The organism is Providencia sp. PROV141 (assembly GCF_028481645.1).
GTDB lineage: Bacteria > Pseudomonadota > Gammaproteobacteria > Enterobacterales > Enterobacteriaceae > Providencia > Providencia rettgeri.
Genome location: NZ_JAMPPR010000018.1, coordinates 122,410 through 140,036, shown reverse-complemented (window position 1 = coordinate 140,036; position 17,627 = coordinate 122,410). Strand labels below are relative to the sequence as shown.

Sequence of the window (17,627 nt, the reverse complement as noted above, 5' to 3'; positions counted from 1 at the left end):
CACCTAGTCCATAAGAACGATAGTATCCCGTCATACATAAACGTAGACTCATTCATATATTAACAATATAGCAACATCTTGGGATAAATGAATATTATTCATAAAAAAACTCAATCTATTAATAATATAAAGAGGTGATATTTTGAAATTAAAACAACTTTTCGTTTCTCTTTCTATCGGTGCTGCGCTGTTTGGTGCTAGCCATCTAGCTAGTGCAGATGAAATTATTACGCTTGGAACAAAAGGCGGTCCTTCCTTATTAAATGAAAAACGTTTGCCGCAATCTACAGCATTTATCAAGAACGATAAAATATACCTATTTGATGCAGGATACGGAGCAAGTTTGCGATTAGTTCAATCAAAAGCCCCATTAAAAAACCTTGATTCTATCTTTATTACCCACCTTCACAGTGACCATGTTGCCGATTATCCAGCCCTACTGTTAAATGCCTGGAACAGCGGTTTAAACCATAATATCGCTGTTTATGGCCCTGTTGGAACGGAAAGTATGACAAAAGGTGTTTGGGATACTTTTAGTCGCGATATTGATTTACGCGTTAAAGATGAAGGTAAACCTGATTTGCGTCAAATGGTTACAGCAAAAGATATTCAAGAAGGGCCTGTACTCAAGAATGATGATATCGAAATTAGTGCCTTATTTGTTCCACACCCACCTTTTAACTCAGACGAAGCCCTCGCTTATAAAATACAATCTGGCGGAAAAACTATCGTTATTACCGGTGATATGATTGATAATAGCCAAATCATTGAATTTGCTAAAGATGCTGACTACTTAATCAGTGAAGTTGTCTTAGTTTCTGGGGTGGAAAATTTAGCAAATCGTATCGGCAACGGCTCAACGCTGGCAAAAGCGATTATTTCTCACCATACGACCGCAGAAGATGTTGGCAAAATAGCCCAACAAGCCAATGTAAAACACCTTGTCCTAACTCACTTAGTTCCTGCCGATGACCCATCCATCACCGACGATGTGTGGATTGATGAAGTAAGAAAACAATACTCAGGCCCAGTAACGGTCAGTAAAGACTTACAACGTTTTGAAGTGAAATAAGGTATTTCAATAATAAAAAGGTATTGATATTCAATACCTTTTTATATCTATTTATTCAAATATTAGCGTACAGAATAATAGCAGTGAAATTTAATCACTAATAAATCCATCTTCCATGCGATTAAAGTTGTAGAAGAATTCAGAAGGGTCTACGACAGCTGGGTCGCTATATTTTCTGGCTTCATCCCACCACAATTGCTGTAATTCTTTCAATTTTTCTGGGTATTTCTGTGCTAAATCTGTTGATTCAGAAAAATCTTCTGCTGTATTAAACAGTTGCCATTGGTCATCATTGTAGCTGGTGTTATAACGGTGCAATGCGACCGCTCTCCAGTTACCCTGAGTAATAGCTCGCTGACTACGCAATTGAAAATACTGCACATCACGGGTTTTTGCGTCATCCGAATTTAATGTTTCTAAGAAAGATTTACCGGCCACAGGAATTTGTTTTACGCCATCAACCTCTGTTGCAAATGACGTTCCCGCCGCCTCTAAAATTGTAGGGGCAATATCAATAACACTAACATATTGAGAGCGAATACTATTTGGTTGTTGTATATGACTAGGCCATGACACAATCAGAGGGGTTCTAACACCACCTAAATAAGGCCACAGTTTATAACGCTTAAAGGGTGTTGCCCCCGCATACGCCCAAGGGCGCTGATATAGCATGTCCGTTTTTGGTCCACCGGCATCATCAAGGTTATCGTACATTTCTTTAACCGTTGTTTTATCCATATATGCCGTTCTAAAACCACCATTTACCCCGCCTTCTGGCGCGGCGCCGTTATCTGACAATAAAATAATTAACGTATCATCATATTGGCCTGTTTCTTTCAAGTAGTCGACTAAACGGCCAATTTGTTCATCGGTATGAGTCATAAAACCAGCATAGGTTTCCATAAACCTTGCATACACTTTTTTCTGCTCAGTATCGAGTGAATCCCAAGCTGCGTCTCCTTTCTCCCTTACCGGTAAAAGGGTATTTTGTGGAATAATGCCTAACTTCTTCTGTTTTTCAAACCTATCTAAGCGCAGTTGATCCCAGCCTTGATCATATTTGCCACTGTAATTTTTAATATAAGATTGCGGCACATGATAAGGCGAATGAGCTGCGCCTAAAGCCAAATAAATAAATTTCGGTTGTTCTGATTTCTGATCAATACGCTTAATCGCATGGTCGACTAAATCAACCGATAAATGATATTCAGGATGATTAGGCGGGGTAATTTTTTGGTTATTTTCGACTAATGCAGGTTTATATTGGTTGGTATGACCGCTTAAAAAACCATAGAAATAATCAAATCCACGCTGTCTTGGCCAAAAGCTCTGATTACGAGCTAAATCATCTTTATAATTTGGTGCCAAATGCCATTTGCCCAACGCATAAGTATCATAACCTGCAGATTTCAAGGCTTGAGCAATATTTTGTGCATTTTCAGGTATTTCCCCACTCGTTGCTGGCCCTGTACCATGAGGTGTTTCTTTCGATGGCGCATTCACATTATCCGGTGGCAAATCTTCCATATTGACAGTTTGATTGTTTCGTCCTGTAACGATAGCCGCGCGAGTTGGCGCACTAATCGCACTTGTATCAAAGCGGTTATAACGCACCCCGGATTCTGCAAGTGCATCAATATTTGGTGTTTTGATCTCTGAACCAAAAGATCCAAAATCAGCAAAACCAACATCATCAAGCACAATTAAGATCACGTTCGGTGGCTTTATATTCGACGCAGTATTTTCAGCTGCGGCATGTGTAGCAAAAGATGCCGATAGCATCAATGCGCCACTTAATGCTGTACTCATACACTGTCTAAGCGGGTTTGGCTTGTGTGGTAATTGTAAAAAATACCGTTTTTTAGTTTTTCTTGTTTCTTTATTCGACCGCTCTTTATTAGACATAGTGCCTCACTTATAAAATACGAGTTAGTAAAAAACAACTCACATTCGGATTAAAAGGACAAAAACAAAAAAACCTGAGACCTATAACATCCAATGCTATAAGTCTCAGGTTTTTGCCTAGTCAAACTAGTAACACACCCAGAATGCCACTATCTAATCAAAATAAATTAAATTCACAATCTATTATTTATATATTTGTGAACAGCATCAAAACTATTACATCCATTAAATTCTTATAATTAAATAAATTCATAGAGTTGTAATTAATTTAACTCATATCTATTTTATTTACTTCAGGAGCTCTATTTATTAAAATCAGTGGTAGCTCACAATTTCAATCATTATATATTGTAATAAAAAATAAACCCGTTTTAAATATGTAGCAATTGGTGTGTTACTAGCTTGACTAGGCAAGAACCTGAATTTTTATACGTTTTATCAAATCGTATAAAAATTCAGGTTTTTTTTTGCCTAATCTTCTTGCTCAGTAACCCAATAAAATTAAAACCATAAAAAGTAACAATTAAAATAATATTGCTAATAATCAAGAATAAAGGTTGGTATATGAAAAAAGTTAGACTACTAAAATATCTGAAAGGGTCAATGCTCATCCCAATATTATTCTCTTCTATTGTAGATGCTAGAGAATATAAATTTATTGATAGCCTAAGTAATGAATCGTTAATCAAAGACAGTAAAATGGATTTATTTCTCAGAAATAGATTAAAATATTTAAACGAAAATGAAGTTGGGCCAACCTATATCCATACTGCATGGGCACAAACGATTGGATTAAATTATCAATCAGGTTTATGGAAAGAAACTCTGGGTTTTGACGTTTCTTATACTTATGTAGCTAAATTAGGAGCCAGTGATTACTTTGCAAGTAGGGATTTATTATGGAACGATGGTTCTGGATTTAAATCTTCAAATGCTGAAAGCTTCAAAAAATTTAATAAACGTAATATTAAATTACAATTAGGTGACGATAAAGAATTAAGCTTTAAAGCTAAATATGGCTGGCAAGCACCGGGGAAATATACTGTATTAAAAAACTCTTATGAATCATCGGAAAATAGCTATTTAGGCTATACAGGTACGTTAAAATATTATGATATCTCAATTGATACATTATATATTGATAGTGTAATGGAGCGAGCTTCCCCTAACAAAGAAAAGCTACGCAGTAAGAGCAATGAAGCAGTTGAATATATAGCAGCAGGGGGGCTTAATTATAAAACAAAAACCTTAAATGCAACCTACAATTACGGATATGCAAAAGATTATATCGATCGCCATTTCATTGATTTTAACTACATGCCACGTTCAGATATTACACTCGGTTTTCGAGCCGTTGGTAATATTCCTCAGGAAATGTATAAAAATATGCCTTCCTCACGGCAGGCTGCAAATGGCAGCTCATGGGTATATGAAGGTACGGCCAAATGGCAATATGATGCCCTAGGAATGAAAGTGGGTATTGGGTACACCGATGCCGCTAAAAATGATGGGTCACTCGGTTACTTTGACCGACATCCTGTTAAAAACGTTCGCTGGCGTTTAGACCCAATGTCTTCCGCAGCCTATCATTATCAACGTGACGGAGAGCTCGCTCTCACAGGATTGATTGACTATAAATATGCTGAAGACTTTTATTCCGCAATACAATTAAATTATGGCCAGTTCGATTTTAAAAATAACAAAATTAAAACAGGAGAAATTAACCTTATCAATGCATGGCAACCAAGTGATCCACGGTTAAAAAATTTCACAATGTTTACTAAATTAACCAAAGCTTGGTTATATCAAACAGAAGGGAATCGAATACAACCCGCCTTTGATAATAATGGTCATTATATTAAAAGAAATTCCATCGCAGTAGATATTATTTTTGACTATAAATTCAATATATTTTAATACCACTAATCATGTGTAGAGATGAAAAATGAAAAAAACTATTTTAGCTGTCAGTTTACTCGCACTATTTGGACTTCAAGCCCAAGCATCCACAGAAAAAATGCGAATTTTATTGGTTAATGATGATGGTTGTGATGCATTTGGTATCACTGAATTAAAGTCACAATTAGATGCTAAAGGCTATGATGTTTGGCTTGTCGGCCCAGCAACAAATCAAAGTGGAATAGGGACGGCTATTACATTCAAAGCAGGGAAAGAATTCGATGTTAAAAAAGTCGATGAGCGTACTTATTGTTTTCCTGGTACACCGGCTGATTCTCTCGATTTCGGTTTACAGGGGTTATTACGGGAAACACCACCAGACCTTGTCATTTCAGGGGTCAACGATGGTCCAAACACCGGAACGTCACAACTTAATTCAGGAACAGTTTCAGCTGCTGCACGTGCTGTACGTCTTGGCTACCCAGCGATAGCCGCCAGTATTGGCTATATTATGACTGAAGAGGAAATGAAATCTGGCTGGCCAAGTACCCATAAGTATTGGCCTGATTCTGTTACTTATGTTGTTGAGCTAGTTGATGACCTAAATAAAAATTGGGTTTCAGGGCAAGCCATACTTCCGGCAAAATCAGGGCTCAGTATAAATTATCCCGCTTTAGCTAAAGATAAAATTAAAGGTATTAAATTTGTGGAGAATGAATATGCCGTATCCCCACAAATTTTATATGAAATAACACCGGAAGGAAAAGCAAAACAAATTATTAATCCAGAAGCATTAAAAATAAGAAATGATGATTCTGATACAGGATACCTTGATAAAGGTTACATTACTTATACTATATTTGATGGTAACTGGAATGCCCCAGATGAAAAAGTTAAAGAGTATCAAAAAATCCTTAATATAAAATAGGATTACAATTCTAATAATAGAGGCATAAGTATGAGCAATACAAACCCAAATTTTCAATTGATGGCAAAGCCTTCAGGTTCAGTATGCAATATTGATTGTACTTATTGCTTCTATTTAGAGAAATCGAAACTGTACCCAAATAGAAAAAATCAATGGCGAATGAGTGACGAGGTTTTAGAACAGTATATTCACACCAATATAGAGCAACAACCTGCTGATGTTGTTGAATTTGTTTGGCAAGGTGGAGAACCCACTCTCCTCGGGTTAGGCTTCTATAAAAATGCCGTCGCACTGCAGCAAAAATATGCAGGCAAGAAAAAGATTACTAATTCATTTCAAACTAATGCACTCAACCTTGATGATGATTGGTGCCAATTTTTTAAAAGGCATCATTTTCTATTAGGGGTGTCAATCGATGGTGACCATTCTTTTAACGACGAATATCGTTTAACTCGTTCAGGAAAAAGCACCTTTGACCGCTTACTTGCCAGTATTGAACTGCTTAAAAAATACCAAGTTGATTTTAATACACTAACGGTCGTCAATAATTTCAATGTAGATAAGCCGATTGAAATTTATGAATTTTTAAAAAGTATTGGTAGTTATTATATGCAGTTTATTCCTGTCGTTGAACGTCAAGTACAGCAAGCAACAACGGAGGGGTTATCATTAATTTCCCCTGAATTTAATGGAACAGCAAAGGTCACGGACTGGTCCGTCGATGCAATAAAATATGGCCAATTTCTTAATGATATTTTTGACCATTGGCAAGAGAACGATATTGGTAAGGTATTTGTCATGAATTTTGAGCAGACCATGAGCCAAAGCCTTGGTTTGCCGAGTAGCTGTGTAACCAGTGAAAGCTGTGGAGCTAATTTAGTTTTAGAAGCAAATGGCGATCTATATTCTTGTGACCACTTTGTTTACCCTGAGAATAAAATCGGCAATTTAATGGTAGATGCAGTCTCTAATATGTTGAAATCAGATAATCATCAACGCTTTTCATCACTTAAAAAAGAAAAGATTAGCGCAGACTGCCTACCCTGTGAATTTAAACCGTTATGTCACGGCGGCTGCCCAAAACATCGTTTTTTACTTGATTCAAAAAGGTTACCAAAGAAAAATTATTTTTGTGATTCCTATAAAATTCACCTTTCTCACTCTTTAGGAAAAATGAAAGCTATTTTAGAAGGATTACAAAAAAACTAATCCCCTCGTTCTATGTATTAGACAAAAAACCCAGTAAGCGTTACTGGGTTTTTTAACGACTTACTTATCTTTAGGCGCTCTTATAATGCGTATTTCTCAATCGCCTTAGCGACGCCATCAGAATCATTACAACTCGTAACCCCCGTAGCACGCTGCCTTAATTCTTCCGTTGCATTCTCCATTGCAATACAAATTCCTGAGACATCAAACATAGGCAAATCATTATTTTGGTCACCAATGCACATGATTTCGTGTTTATATAAATCTAATTGTTGTGCAAGTGCTTGGATTGCTAGCCCTTTATTTGCATTTTTATTTAAAACTTCTAAAAAATAAGGCGTGCTTCTAACTAATGTATATTGCTGAAAATAATTGGATGGTATCTTTTTGATAACACTAGATAAATAGTTTTCTTCAGAAGAAATCATTAATTTCGTAAATAAAATATCTGAGGGCATCTCATTCATTGGTACATAATGGATTAATGTATTCGAAAGATAAGCTTCATGTGTCGTATAAAAACCAATAATTTTATTTGCAGTAAAAATTTTATTATCACCGAGAGCATGTAAAGAAAGGGCTAATTCTTCCGTTTGAGCATAAATTTTCTTATAGTCATCAATATCTAATAAAAAATCGATAAGATGATTACCATTTGAAGCATCATGAATAACGCTACCATTATTACTAATGCAGTAGTTTCCTGGCTTATCCAAGCCCAACTGTTGTAAATAGGGTTGAATACCTGAATAAGGTCGGCCAGAAGCTAGAATGATCTGTATGTTGTTTTTCTGTGCTTGTTGAAGAACTGATTTAATATTATCGCTGATTTGATGATGAGTATTTAATAGCGTGCCATCAAGGTCGATAGCAATTAATTTTACAGCCATACGATTTTCCTTTTCTATTCCCATTTAAAATAGCAACACAGTATTTTACAGTGGGAGAATATGACGTAGGTTAATGCCTAGCCTTGCCAGTTACACACCTATACTAAAAAAATGTTAAAGTAACGTTCAAACTGAATGTAGCAGCCTTTCTATGTGTAATGCTAAATAGATAATTTCCTCACGAGAGACAGGAATAGCATATTCAGACTGTATCAATGCAGCTATTTTTTTTGCACAGGCAAAATTTTTCAGTAATTCCTTTTCAACGAGTTCCTCAAGTACCGAATTAAATTGGCTACTTTTGTCATGATTTGCTTGGCAGCGGATCAATAAATACTTTAGATGGTTAATAAACCGAGAAAAGCTATCGGCATCGGTATTAACTTGAATATGAAAAGAATAATTTATGATATTAACAATCTTATAAACCGTTTGCGTGAATTTTAACGTATCCCCTACGCTTTTATTATTTAACTTCGCATTGACAAAATGTAGCGCAATTAACGATGCTTCACCCGGTGGTAGGCTAACCCCTAGCTTTTCATTAATATAATCAACGGCCACTTTCCCTGCAATAAATTCAAGGTGATAAAGATAGGGAACTTCATAGAGAGAAATACTCATTTCTCTATTTTTACTTCGCTCAATAGCAAATGTAATATGTTCAGATAATGTAATGACTAAACTGTCACTTAATTTTGCATTTAAAATCGGTTTACATTTATTAATCACTTCAAGTGTTAGCTTTATTATCCCAATCGGAATATTATCGACAAAATTATGAATATCATAGTCATGGGGCTTACTAAAAAGCTCATCCCCCTCAGTACAGTGGTAGTTTTGACCTGCCTTTGAATTAAATCCAATTCCTTTACCAATTATAACGAATTCTTGTTGGGCATCATTATCCACAAGTATCACATTATTATTTATAACTTTTTTTATTATATACATATAGAGTACTTCCATTTTTATAAGTTATAAATGCAAAAAACCTGAAATGACATGAAGTAAACTTCAGCCTCTTCAGGTTTTTGCCTAGTCGAGCTAGTAACACACCAATTACCTGTAGATATATCTTTTCTCCTTTTAAAAAGCAAGATACATCGGTGCTTTTTGTGATCAATAGCTGAGTAGAAACTCCTAATTATTTTAGAGGAATGGTTTTAGTCATCGACTCGTTGTAAATAATACCTTCACAATTAAATTGTAAGAGAAATTTAAGCTTAGATATAAGCGCATCTCTGTCGCACGGATCACAAATTTATTAATCAACGATTGTCTTTCATTCATAAAAATCTTATAACGTAATGGTAGGTCTGTAACTAGCTAGACTAGGCAATAACCTGAAACAGATTGAATTTAATTAATTCAATGGTTTCAGGTTTTTTTATTCCTAAATTTTGAGGTGCAGACAACGACTTTATAAATAGTAATGATTATAAATAATAATGTTTTTTCAGAACGAACGATAAAATTCATTATTATTTGTAAAAAATGATAGAAATTAGCATTACTCATTAGGTTGTTTGTAAAAATAAAATGAGTCAGGCATAAACTTAAGCTTGAAATATAACAGGTGTGTAACTGGCAAGACTAGGCATTAACCTGAACAATACTTCCAATTAATTTCGGGGGGCATTGTTCAGGTTTTTTTATAGGTATACTTATGGAAAGTAGACAAGTTGCAGAACAGATCATCACGCTTATTGGTGGTCAAAAAAATATTAGTCAGCATTGGCATTGTATTACACGCTTGCGGTTTAACCTGCACAATAATGATCTTGTCGAGGTTGAAAAATTACGTGATATCCCTTGGGTATTGGGCGTTAACTTCCAAGGTAATCAACTGCAAGTCATATTGGGAAGCCACGTCACCCACGTCTTTACCGAGCTACATAAAATCGTTGAGCCAAATGGCTCTCCGCTCGAAGAAACTCAGCAAGAAGAAATAGTAGAACCGAAACAAAATATTATTAATACCTTTTTTGATTTTCTTTCAGGCATTTTTACCCCTATTTTACCCGCTATTATTGGAACCGGGTTATTGAAGGGATTACTTGCGCTTCTTGATATTTTTGGCTTTATACCTAATGGTAGTTCAGAATACCGAATTCTCTATACAATTTCTGATTCAGCATTTTACTTTTTACCTATTTTACTTGCATTTTCTGTCGCTAAAAAATTTAAAACTAATGAGTATATCGCCGTCACATTGGCATTCATCCTTGTTTACCCGATGTTTCAAGGCGAGCCCACAATGTCTTTCTTTGGCATTAATATCCCTAACATTACTTATAACTTCACCGTTATTCCGATTATTTTAGGTGTATGGTTATTAAGCTATATTAGCAAATGGGTTGAAAAAATAATCCCTGCTAGTGTAAAAATTATTTTTGCGCCACTACTTGTTTTAATTATCTCTTCGATTATCACTTTGTCATTATTAGCACCGTTGGGCTACTACGTTGGCGAATATTTACAACAAACATTCTCATATTTATTTGATGTTGCAGGCCCTATCGCTGGTTTCATCATGGGAGGATGCCTATCACTGCTAGTGATCACAGGGATGCATTATGCCTTTTTCCCTGCCACATTTTCTAATTTTAAAACATTGGGTTATGACTTTGTCTTATTACCAATTAGTTTATCCAGCAACCTCGCACAAGCAGGAGCAACATTAGCTGTCGCGATTAAGAGCAAAAATACTAAATTAAAGTCCATCGCTTACTCCTCATCCCTTTCTGCGGTTTTTGGTATTACAGAGCCTGCAATTTATGGCGTTACCATGCGTTTGAAAAAACCATTTTATGCGGCATTAATTGGAGGAGCCGTGGGAGGCGGAATTATCGGTACATTTGCAGTCAAAGCGTTTGCTTTTAGTATTCCTGGAATTACGGCCTTACCCACTTATGTTGAAGCGGGAACCAATAACTTCCTGTTTGTTTGTCTCGCTGTCATCGTCAGTTTTTCTTTAGCATTTATTATTACACTTTCATTAAAACTTGATGAAACGGGACTCTCTCCAAATAAAGAGTCGACTTCACCTCATAACCTAGTTTCGTCAAATAAGAATAATAGCGAAGAAAATACTCTATCAACACACGCTCAAAACGATAAAAAATTAATCAATCTTAACTTATTCGCGCCAATTTCAGGGGAAACACTGGCACTAGAACAAGTCCCAGATACTGTTTTTGCCAATAAAATCATTGGAGATGGTATTGCCATCCTTCCTTCAGATAACAAAGTTTATGCTCCCACGGATGGCATTATTTCCATGGTCACCCCGAGCAAACATGCCATCGGTCTAACTACCCATGAGGGGTTAGACATCCTAATTCATGTAGGTATCGATACCGTTTCATTAAATGGTGAAGGTTTCATTCTCCATGTTAATGAAAAAGACAGCGTTAAAGCTGGAGACCTACTCATCGAGTTCGATATTGAAAATATAACTAAACATTCATTATCAACAATCACCCCAGTTTTGATAACCAACTTTGACGAGTTCAGTGAATTACAGGTGACAAATCAGAAACATGTCACAAGTAATACCACAACACTGCTCACCGTTAATTGATTCAGTAAGAGGATATTATGAAATTAGATACCAAAAACATTAGCACAATCGGTTTTCCCAAAGGTTTCTTATGGGGCGGCGCAACAGCGGCTAACCAAATCGAAGGCGCTTTTGACCAAGGTGGTAAAGGATTATCAACTTCAGACGTTGCCGCCTATAAAGACCCTTATGCAGATGGTTCCGTCAATAACTTTACGTTTAACGTTACCTCAAAAGAGTTGGAAGAATATTTAAAACCCGAGTGTAAAGCATTATTCCCGAAACGCTGGGGAATCGACTTTTATCACCGTTATGAAGAAGATATCGCATTATTTGCTGAAATGGGTTTCAAAGTATTCCGTTTATCTATTTCTTGGGCACGCATTTTTCCAAATGGAATTGATGAGCAGCCAAATGAAGACGGTTTAGCCTTTTACGACCGCGTATTTGATGAGTTAGCAAAATATGGCATTGAACCACTGGTGACACTTTCTCACTATGAAATGCCATTAACACTGACACAAAAATTCAATGGCTGGCAAGATCGCCGCCTAATTGATTTATTCGTAAAATTCGCAACTACTTGTTATAAGCGATATGAATCAAAAGTAAAATATTGGATCACGTTCAATGAAATGAACATGAACCTGAACAGCTTATATACGGGTGCAGGTACATTACCTGATACCGTTAAAAATGTTGAAGAAGCCGCATACCAAGCGTCGCATAACCAGTTTGTTGCCAGTGCAATTTCTATCAAACTGGGTAAACAAATGATGCCTAACGCCAAAATTGGCTGCATGATTTGCCGCTTAGAAACTTACGCTGAAAGTTGCAACCCAGAAGACCAGCTACAGGCGTTAAAAGAAGACCAAATCAACCTATTCTACCCTGATGTTAGTGTTCGTGGGGAATATCCTGCTTACATGCTACGTTATTTCGAAGAAAATAATATTAATATTCAAGTTGAACCGGAAGATTTTAAAGTATTAAAAGAAGGAATTGCAGATTTTATTTCGCTCAGCTATTACATGACCTATGTCACTAAAGGTGGGCCAGACGCGAAAGAGTTATCAGGTCACTTAGTCAGTAAAATCAAAAACCCATTCTTAACACAATCCGAGTGGGGTTGGCCGATTGACCCAACAGGCCTTCGCATTACCCTGAATAAACTGTGGGATCGCTACGGTGTTCCTCTGTTTGTCGTCGAAAATGGCTTAGGCGCACGTGACACGCTAAACCCAGATGGCACTGTTTCTGACCCATATCGTATTGAGTATATTAAAGAACACGTTATTGCCATGAAAGAAGCCATTCGTGATGGTGTGGATTTAATGGGATATACCACTTGGGGCTGTATTGACCTGATCAGCTGCGGTACCTCACAAATGACCAAACGTTATGGCTTTATCTATGTAGAACAAGATGATGAGGGTAATGGTTCTTTAAAACGTATACCGAAAGACTCTTTCTATTGGTATCAGCGAGTCATCGCTTCTAATGGTGAAAACCTCGAGTAAACCTTAAATTTAACTTATTTAACCGAATACGCCCTCGATAGCTTATCCGCTCTTGAGGGCTATTTTATTGGTATGACTGGCCTTCAACTGTTTTTATTTTCTACACCAGATATGAGTGACGAACTTAATACCTCACGTTAACTGGTTTCTCATATGAAACCAAACTCCATCATAACCTCGACACACCCCACATTTTGAAACGAATATTTTACATATAGTCAACATTCGATTGACTAATAATCATCCATACAATTAATCTGGTTTTAAATAAAAAACAATGTTTCACCTATGAAACAAAATGTTACAACACATTCAAAAGGAGAAAACCATGAGCTGGGTTGCTGTCTGCGATATCTCACAAGTTCAAGAAGAATTTCCTTTTTCCGCCAAAGTTGATGATGCCGAAATTGGGATCTTCTTAGTTGAAGACCAATATTATGCCTTAGAAGATGTTTGTCCACATGCCTACGCTCTGTTAAGCCAAGGTTTTGTTGAAGATGGCAAAGTGGAATGCCCATTACATGAAGCCGTTTTTGATATTAAAACAGGTAAATGTTTACGCGAACCTGGTGGGCGAGATCTCAAAACCTACCAAACACGCATTCACGACAACCAAATCGAAATCAGTTTGATTGAGGAGTAGGAATGGAACCCATTCAAAATTTTAATCCGTATTTGCCGGCGAATAACCAAATCATCCCGGCGCGAGAAGGCGGTAAAGGCAGTATTCAAGCACCGGGAAGTGCACCGAATATCGTTTGGCAAACACGTTCACGCATCCCTGATGAATATGAAAATAAGCTTATTTTTGCACTGGAAACGCTATTCGCCGCAGGCACTGAATCACTTGAAGAATTAGTTAGCGCATTAAATCAACAACAATTATATGACCGACAAGGGCAACCTTGGTCTACCAGCAGTTTCCGCGAATTTCTTCTTGTCAATGGTTACTAACACATTGTCATAAAAAGAAAATAAAACAAAAACACTTTTGATAAACGGAAGCAAATGATGACAACGAATACACAAATTCAAAACTATCAAGATTATCTCGATGTCGGGTTACGAGGGCAATGGTACCCCGTATTATCCAGTTGGGAAGTGAGTAGCGACCCCATCGGTATTACCCGTTTAGAAGAACAAATTGTCCTTTGGCGTGACGATAAAGGACAAATTCACGCACTAGAAGACAGATGCCCTCACCGCGGAGCCCGTTTATCAATGGGTTGGAACCTAGGTGAACGTATTGCCTGCTGGTACCACGGTGTCGAAGTCGGTGGTGATGGTGTCGTTAAAGATGTCCCAGCGGTCAGCCAATGCCCTCTTGAAGGTCAAAAATGTTTAAAAACCTATCCCGTTCAAGAAATTCATGGCGCTATCTTCCTCTATTTTGCGGTAGTTGACGGTGAAACACCCCCAGCCCTTGAATTTCCTGAAGAGTTAGCTGATGACGAAAACCACAGCAATTTCCTCTGCACCGCATCGTGGAAATGCAATTACCAATATGCATTAGAAAACGTGATGGACCCAATGCATGGCACCTATCTCCATTCATCATCACACTCAATGGCAGAAGGTGATAAACAATCAGAAATGATCCTAGAAGCAACAAAAAGTGGGTTTATTTTCCGTAAAAATGACCAAATTGGTGTCAACTTTGACTGGGTGGAATTCGCGAGCACGGGTGCAAATTGGCTACGTTTATCTATCCCATATCAAAAACGCTTCGGTCCTGGTGGGCACTTTTGGATTATCGGCATGGTCGTTCCTGAAGACCGTCACCACACGCGTGTTTTCTTTTGGCGTATTCGCAAAGTAAAAGACTGGCAACGTGATTTATGGCGCTTTATGTACCGCAACCGCCTAGAAGGGCTACATTGGGATGTCCTAGAGCAAGATCGCATTATTTTGGAAAACCTCACACCAAATGCACGGGATAAAGAGTTTCTTTATCAACACGATGTGGGGTTATCTCGCCTACGTCGCATTATGCAACGTGAAGCGAAGAAACAGTTTGACTTAATCCACAATAAGGAAACTGAAAATGCGTGATGTTTTGGCAGGAAAACGCCTTGTGATCACTGGTGCCGCAAGGGGACTGGGCTTTAGCTTTGCACAAGCCGCCGCAGAGCAAGGCGCTCAAGTTATCTTGTGTGACATCCTCGAACAGCGATTACAAGAAAGTGTCGAGTCCCTACAACAACAAGGGTTTGAAGCCCAAGGTGTTTCTCTCGACTTAGCGGATCCTGACTCAATCACTCATGCATTCGACAGTATTGGTCAACAAGGTGCAATTGATGGGCTGATTAATAATGCGGCTCTGGCAACCGGAGTGGGTGGAAAGCTGCTCGATGAATATGACTTGGCGCTATGGGATAAGGTTATGACCGTCAATGTCAGAGGAACGTGGCTAGTCACCAAAGCCGCCCTCCCCTTTTTAAAACAGAGCTCCCGCGGGAAAATTATCAATATTGCTTCTGACACCGCGCTTTGGGGAGCTCCCAAGCTGATGGCCTATGTCGCCAGTAAAGGGGCGATCATCAGTATGACCCGCTCAATGGCGCGTGAACTTGGCACTCATCGAATTTGCGTCAATGCGATTGCCCCCGGGCTCACAAAAGTCGAAGCGACCGAATACGTTCCAACCGAGCGCCACCAGCTATATGAAAATGGCAGAGCATTACAAGGGGAGCAAATGCCCGAAGACGTTACAGGAACCGCTTTGTACTTGCTTTCTCCTATGGCTGATTTTGTTACAGGACAGCTAATCCCAGTTAATGGTGGCTTTATTTTTAACTAATTTCACCATTCAGTAGGTAAAGAGGTGAGGACCATGAATTCAACATGTAAATATCTGGTACCCGGTTTGGAAAAAGGGCTACAGCTTCTTCTGCTACTTGCAGAACAGCACCGTGAGCTCACATTTGCAGAGATCCTTCGCTTAGTCGATATGCCCAAAGCAACGGCTTACCGTGCGATCCAAACCTTAGTGCACTTGGATTTCCTCGTCCAACACCCACGTACTGGGGCATTTTCATTAGGCCGCAAAGTACTCAGCCTTGGTCTTGGCTATATTGCATCACTCGATTTAACCCAGTTAGGCCAGCCCATTATCGAGCAACTCAGAGACCGAAGCCAATGTAACAGCCATTTAGTCATTCGAGATGGCCGTGACATTATTTACATCGCCAGAGTCAGTGGCGCAGAATCAAAAATTAACCATGTTAGCGTAGGCACGCGTTTATTAGCCCATCGAACCTCACTCGGTCGCATGCTGCTCAGTGGGTTAACTCGCGCTGAATTCGATGCGCTTTACCCAGACGATGAGCTCCCCGACAACGCAGGCAGCAAGCAGGAGTTTTGGCAAATGATCCAAGCTGACAAACTGCGAGGCTATGTGATTGGTGAATCATTTTATCGTCGAGGAATTTCATCCATTGTTTACCCTGTTTATAACCAAGCGAATGGCGTCGAAGCGGTGATTAGCATCATGGTGCCAATGAATAGCATCCCTGCACAAGAGTGCCGGCGACTACAAAATGAAGTGAGCTATGCAGCCCAAAAACTCACTGAATTTATAGGTGGCATGAGCCAAGCAAAAGCCGTTTAGCGTTAACCGAATATCATCCACACATTTTTAGGTTTATTGCCATAAGCCTCAGGTTCTTTTTGTCCAAAAAACCTTTGGCAATAACACCAATCGATAGAGGACTTTATAATGTCAGTGATTGGAATAGAAAAATTAGAATTTGGTGTTGAAGATATCCCTAGCAGCCAGAAATTTTTACATGATTTTGGCCTCCAAGCAGCCTCTGATAACGCCTCGTTATTCACCACTTTATCGGGTGCTGAAATACAGTTATTTTCCCACCAAGACCCAAATTTACCCGCACCTTTTGAAGCCGGTTCAACACTGCGCCGCATCACATGGGGAGTTGAAAGCCCGGATAAACTCAAGGAAATCATTGAGAAAATTAGGCCTTGTGATGGTTTTCAACTGACGTCAGATGGCGCACAGTGCCGTGACCCAAATGGCATGACAGTCGCTTTCACCATTAGTAAACAAAAAACAGTTGAATTAGATGTCACCGCTATCAACCAATGGGGAGATATTCGCCGCATTGATAAACCCAGCCCAGTTTACGAAAAAGCCACGCCAATTAACGTCGGTCACGTGGTGTTCTTTGTGGATGACTTACCTTCTACAGAAGCGTTCTATTGCCAAAAACTGGGTTTTCAAGTTTCTGACCGTTATATCGACCGTGCCGTCTTTTTACGGACACAAATAAACGGTTGCCACCATAACCTGTTTTTGCTGAAACTTCCTCATCGTGGCAGCGGCCTCAACCATGTCGCTTTTACGGTTCGTGATATCCATGAAGTGATTGGCGGCGGTCTGGCAATGAACCGCCACCAATGGAGCACCTTTATTGGCCCAGGCCGCCACCCTATCTCATCCGCTTACTTTTGGTATGTCAACAGCCCAACAGGTGGAGCTTTCGAATATTACACCAATGATGATTACCTTACCGATAAATGGCAACCACGCGAACTGGAACATTCCTTGGTTTCATTTACCGAATGGGCTGTAGAAGGCGGTCTCGATTATGAAACTCGTCGCCAAGTTAAGGAGTAGCAC

Annotated in this window: 15 protein-coding genes; 12 read left to right on the top strand and 3 right to left on the bottom strand. The window is 38.6% G+C overall.

Going from position 1 to position 17,627, the window contains the following annotated elements; translation table 11 throughout:
• The first annotated feature begins 142 nt into the window (after positions 1-142).
• A complete protein-coding gene (locus tag PSF09_RS12810; RefSeq protein ID WP_196718185.1) occupies positions 143-1,072 on the top strand; it encodes an MBL fold metallo-hydrolase in 930 nt (309 codons plus the stop codon).
• A 90-nt stretch (positions 1,073-1,162) separates the two neighbouring features.
• On the opposite strand, the gene PSF09_RS12805 is transcribed toward PSF09_RS12810, so the two are convergent.
• On the bottom strand, positions 1,163-2,881 hold the full coding sequence (locus PSF09_RS12805; protein ID WP_231136910.1) for an arylsulfatase: 1,719 nt from the start codon (positions 2,879-2,881) through the stop codon (positions 1,163-1,165).
• A 660-nt stretch (positions 2,882-3,541) separates the two neighbouring features.
• Between PSF09_RS12805 and PSF09_RS12800 the strand changes: the two genes are divergently transcribed.
• From PSF09_RS12800 to PSF09_RS12790, 3 genes are read left to right on the top strand one after another with little or no spacing between them, the layout of a single operon-like run.
• The gene (locus PSF09_RS12800; RefSeq protein ID WP_196718187.1) at positions 3,542-4,894 is read left to right on the top strand and encodes a hypothetical protein; all 1,353 of its coding nucleotides are present in this window, start codon (positions 3,542-3,544) and stop codon (positions 4,892-4,894) included.
• A 28-nt stretch (positions 4,895-4,922) separates the two neighbouring features.
• On the top strand, positions 4,923-5,804 hold the full coding sequence (gene surE / locus PSF09_RS12795; protein WP_164565478.1) for a 5'/3'-nucleotidase SurE: 882 nt from the start codon (positions 4,923-4,925) through the stop codon (positions 5,802-5,804).
• A 30-nt stretch (positions 5,805-5,834) separates the two neighbouring features.
• Positions 5,835-7,013 carry an anaerobic sulfatase maturase gene (locus PSF09_RS12790; protein WP_272683978.1) on the top strand — a complete coding sequence of 393 codons (1,179 nt, stop codon included), beginning with the start codon at positions 5,835-5,837 and terminating at the stop codon, positions 7,011-7,013.
• 80 nt (positions 7,014-7,093) lie between these two features.
• Here the strand turns inward: PSF09_RS12790 and yidA are convergent, their stop codons facing one another.
• The gene (gene yidA / locus PSF09_RS12785; protein ID WP_036958009.1) at positions 7,094-7,903 is read right to left on the bottom strand and encodes a sugar-phosphatase; all 810 of its coding nucleotides are present in this window, start codon (positions 7,901-7,903) and stop codon (positions 7,094-7,096) included.
• A 126-nt stretch (positions 7,904-8,029) separates the two neighbouring features.
• Positions 8,030-8,857 carry a PRD domain-containing protein gene (locus PSF09_RS12780; protein ID WP_196718190.1) on the bottom strand — a complete coding sequence of 276 codons (828 nt, stop codon included), beginning with the start codon at positions 8,855-8,857 and terminating at the stop codon, positions 8,030-8,032.
• Between the two features lie 715 nt (positions 8,858-9,572).
• Here PSF09_RS12780 and PSF09_RS12775 point away from each other — a divergent pair.
• The 8 genes from PSF09_RS12775 (at position 9,573) to PSF09_RS12740 (ending at position 17,624) form a co-directional block, all read left to right on the top strand.
• The gene (locus PSF09_RS12775) at positions 9,573-11,489 is read left to right on the top strand and encodes a beta-glucoside-specific PTS transporter subunit IIABC (RefSeq protein ID WP_272683977.1); all 1,917 of its coding nucleotides are present in this window, start codon (positions 9,573-9,575) and stop codon (positions 11,487-11,489) included.
• A gap of 17 nt (positions 11,490-11,506) precedes the next feature.
• On the top strand, positions 11,507-12,988 hold the full coding sequence (locus PSF09_RS12770; protein ID WP_272683976.1) for a glycoside hydrolase family 1 protein: 1,482 nt from the start codon (positions 11,507-11,509) through the stop codon (positions 12,986-12,988).
• A gap of 328 nt (positions 12,989-13,316) precedes the next feature.
• Entirely contained in the window at positions 13,317-13,631 is a 315-nt protein-coding gene (nirD, locus tag PSF09_RS12765) for a nitrite reductase small subunit NirD (protein ID WP_210835855.1), read from the top strand.
• A gap of 2 nt (positions 13,632-13,633) precedes the next feature.
• A complete protein-coding gene (locus PSF09_RS12760) occupies positions 13,634-13,942 on the top strand; it encodes a recombinase-like helix-turn-helix domain-containing protein (protein ID WP_210835857.1) in 309 nt (102 codons plus the stop codon).
• A gap of 57 nt (positions 13,943-13,999) precedes the next feature.
• Positions 14,000-15,040: an aromatic ring-hydroxylating oxygenase subunit alpha gene (locus PSF09_RS12755; protein ID WP_272664332.1), complete on the top strand. Its 1,041-nt coding sequence runs from the start codon at positions 14,000-14,002 to the stop codon at positions 15,038-15,040.
• A complete protein-coding gene (locus PSF09_RS12750; protein WP_210835859.1) occupies positions 15,033-15,788 on the top strand; it encodes an SDR family oxidoreductase in 756 nt (251 codons plus the stop codon). The genes PSF09_RS12755 and PSF09_RS12750 overlap by 8 nt, the downstream gene beginning before the upstream one ends.
• A gap of 33 nt (positions 15,789-15,821) precedes the next feature.
• Positions 15,822-16,598 carry an IclR family transcriptional regulator gene (locus PSF09_RS12745; protein ID WP_004908423.1) on the top strand — a complete coding sequence of 259 codons (777 nt, stop codon included), beginning with the start codon at positions 15,822-15,824 and terminating at the stop codon, positions 16,596-16,598.
• A 108-nt stretch (positions 16,599-16,706) separates the two neighbouring features.
• Positions 16,707-17,624, top strand: a complete 918-nt coding sequence (locus tag PSF09_RS12740) for a VOC family protein (protein ID WP_198635220.1) — start codon at positions 16,707-16,709, stop codon at positions 17,622-17,624.
• Positions 17,625-17,627: the final 3 nt, after the last annotated feature.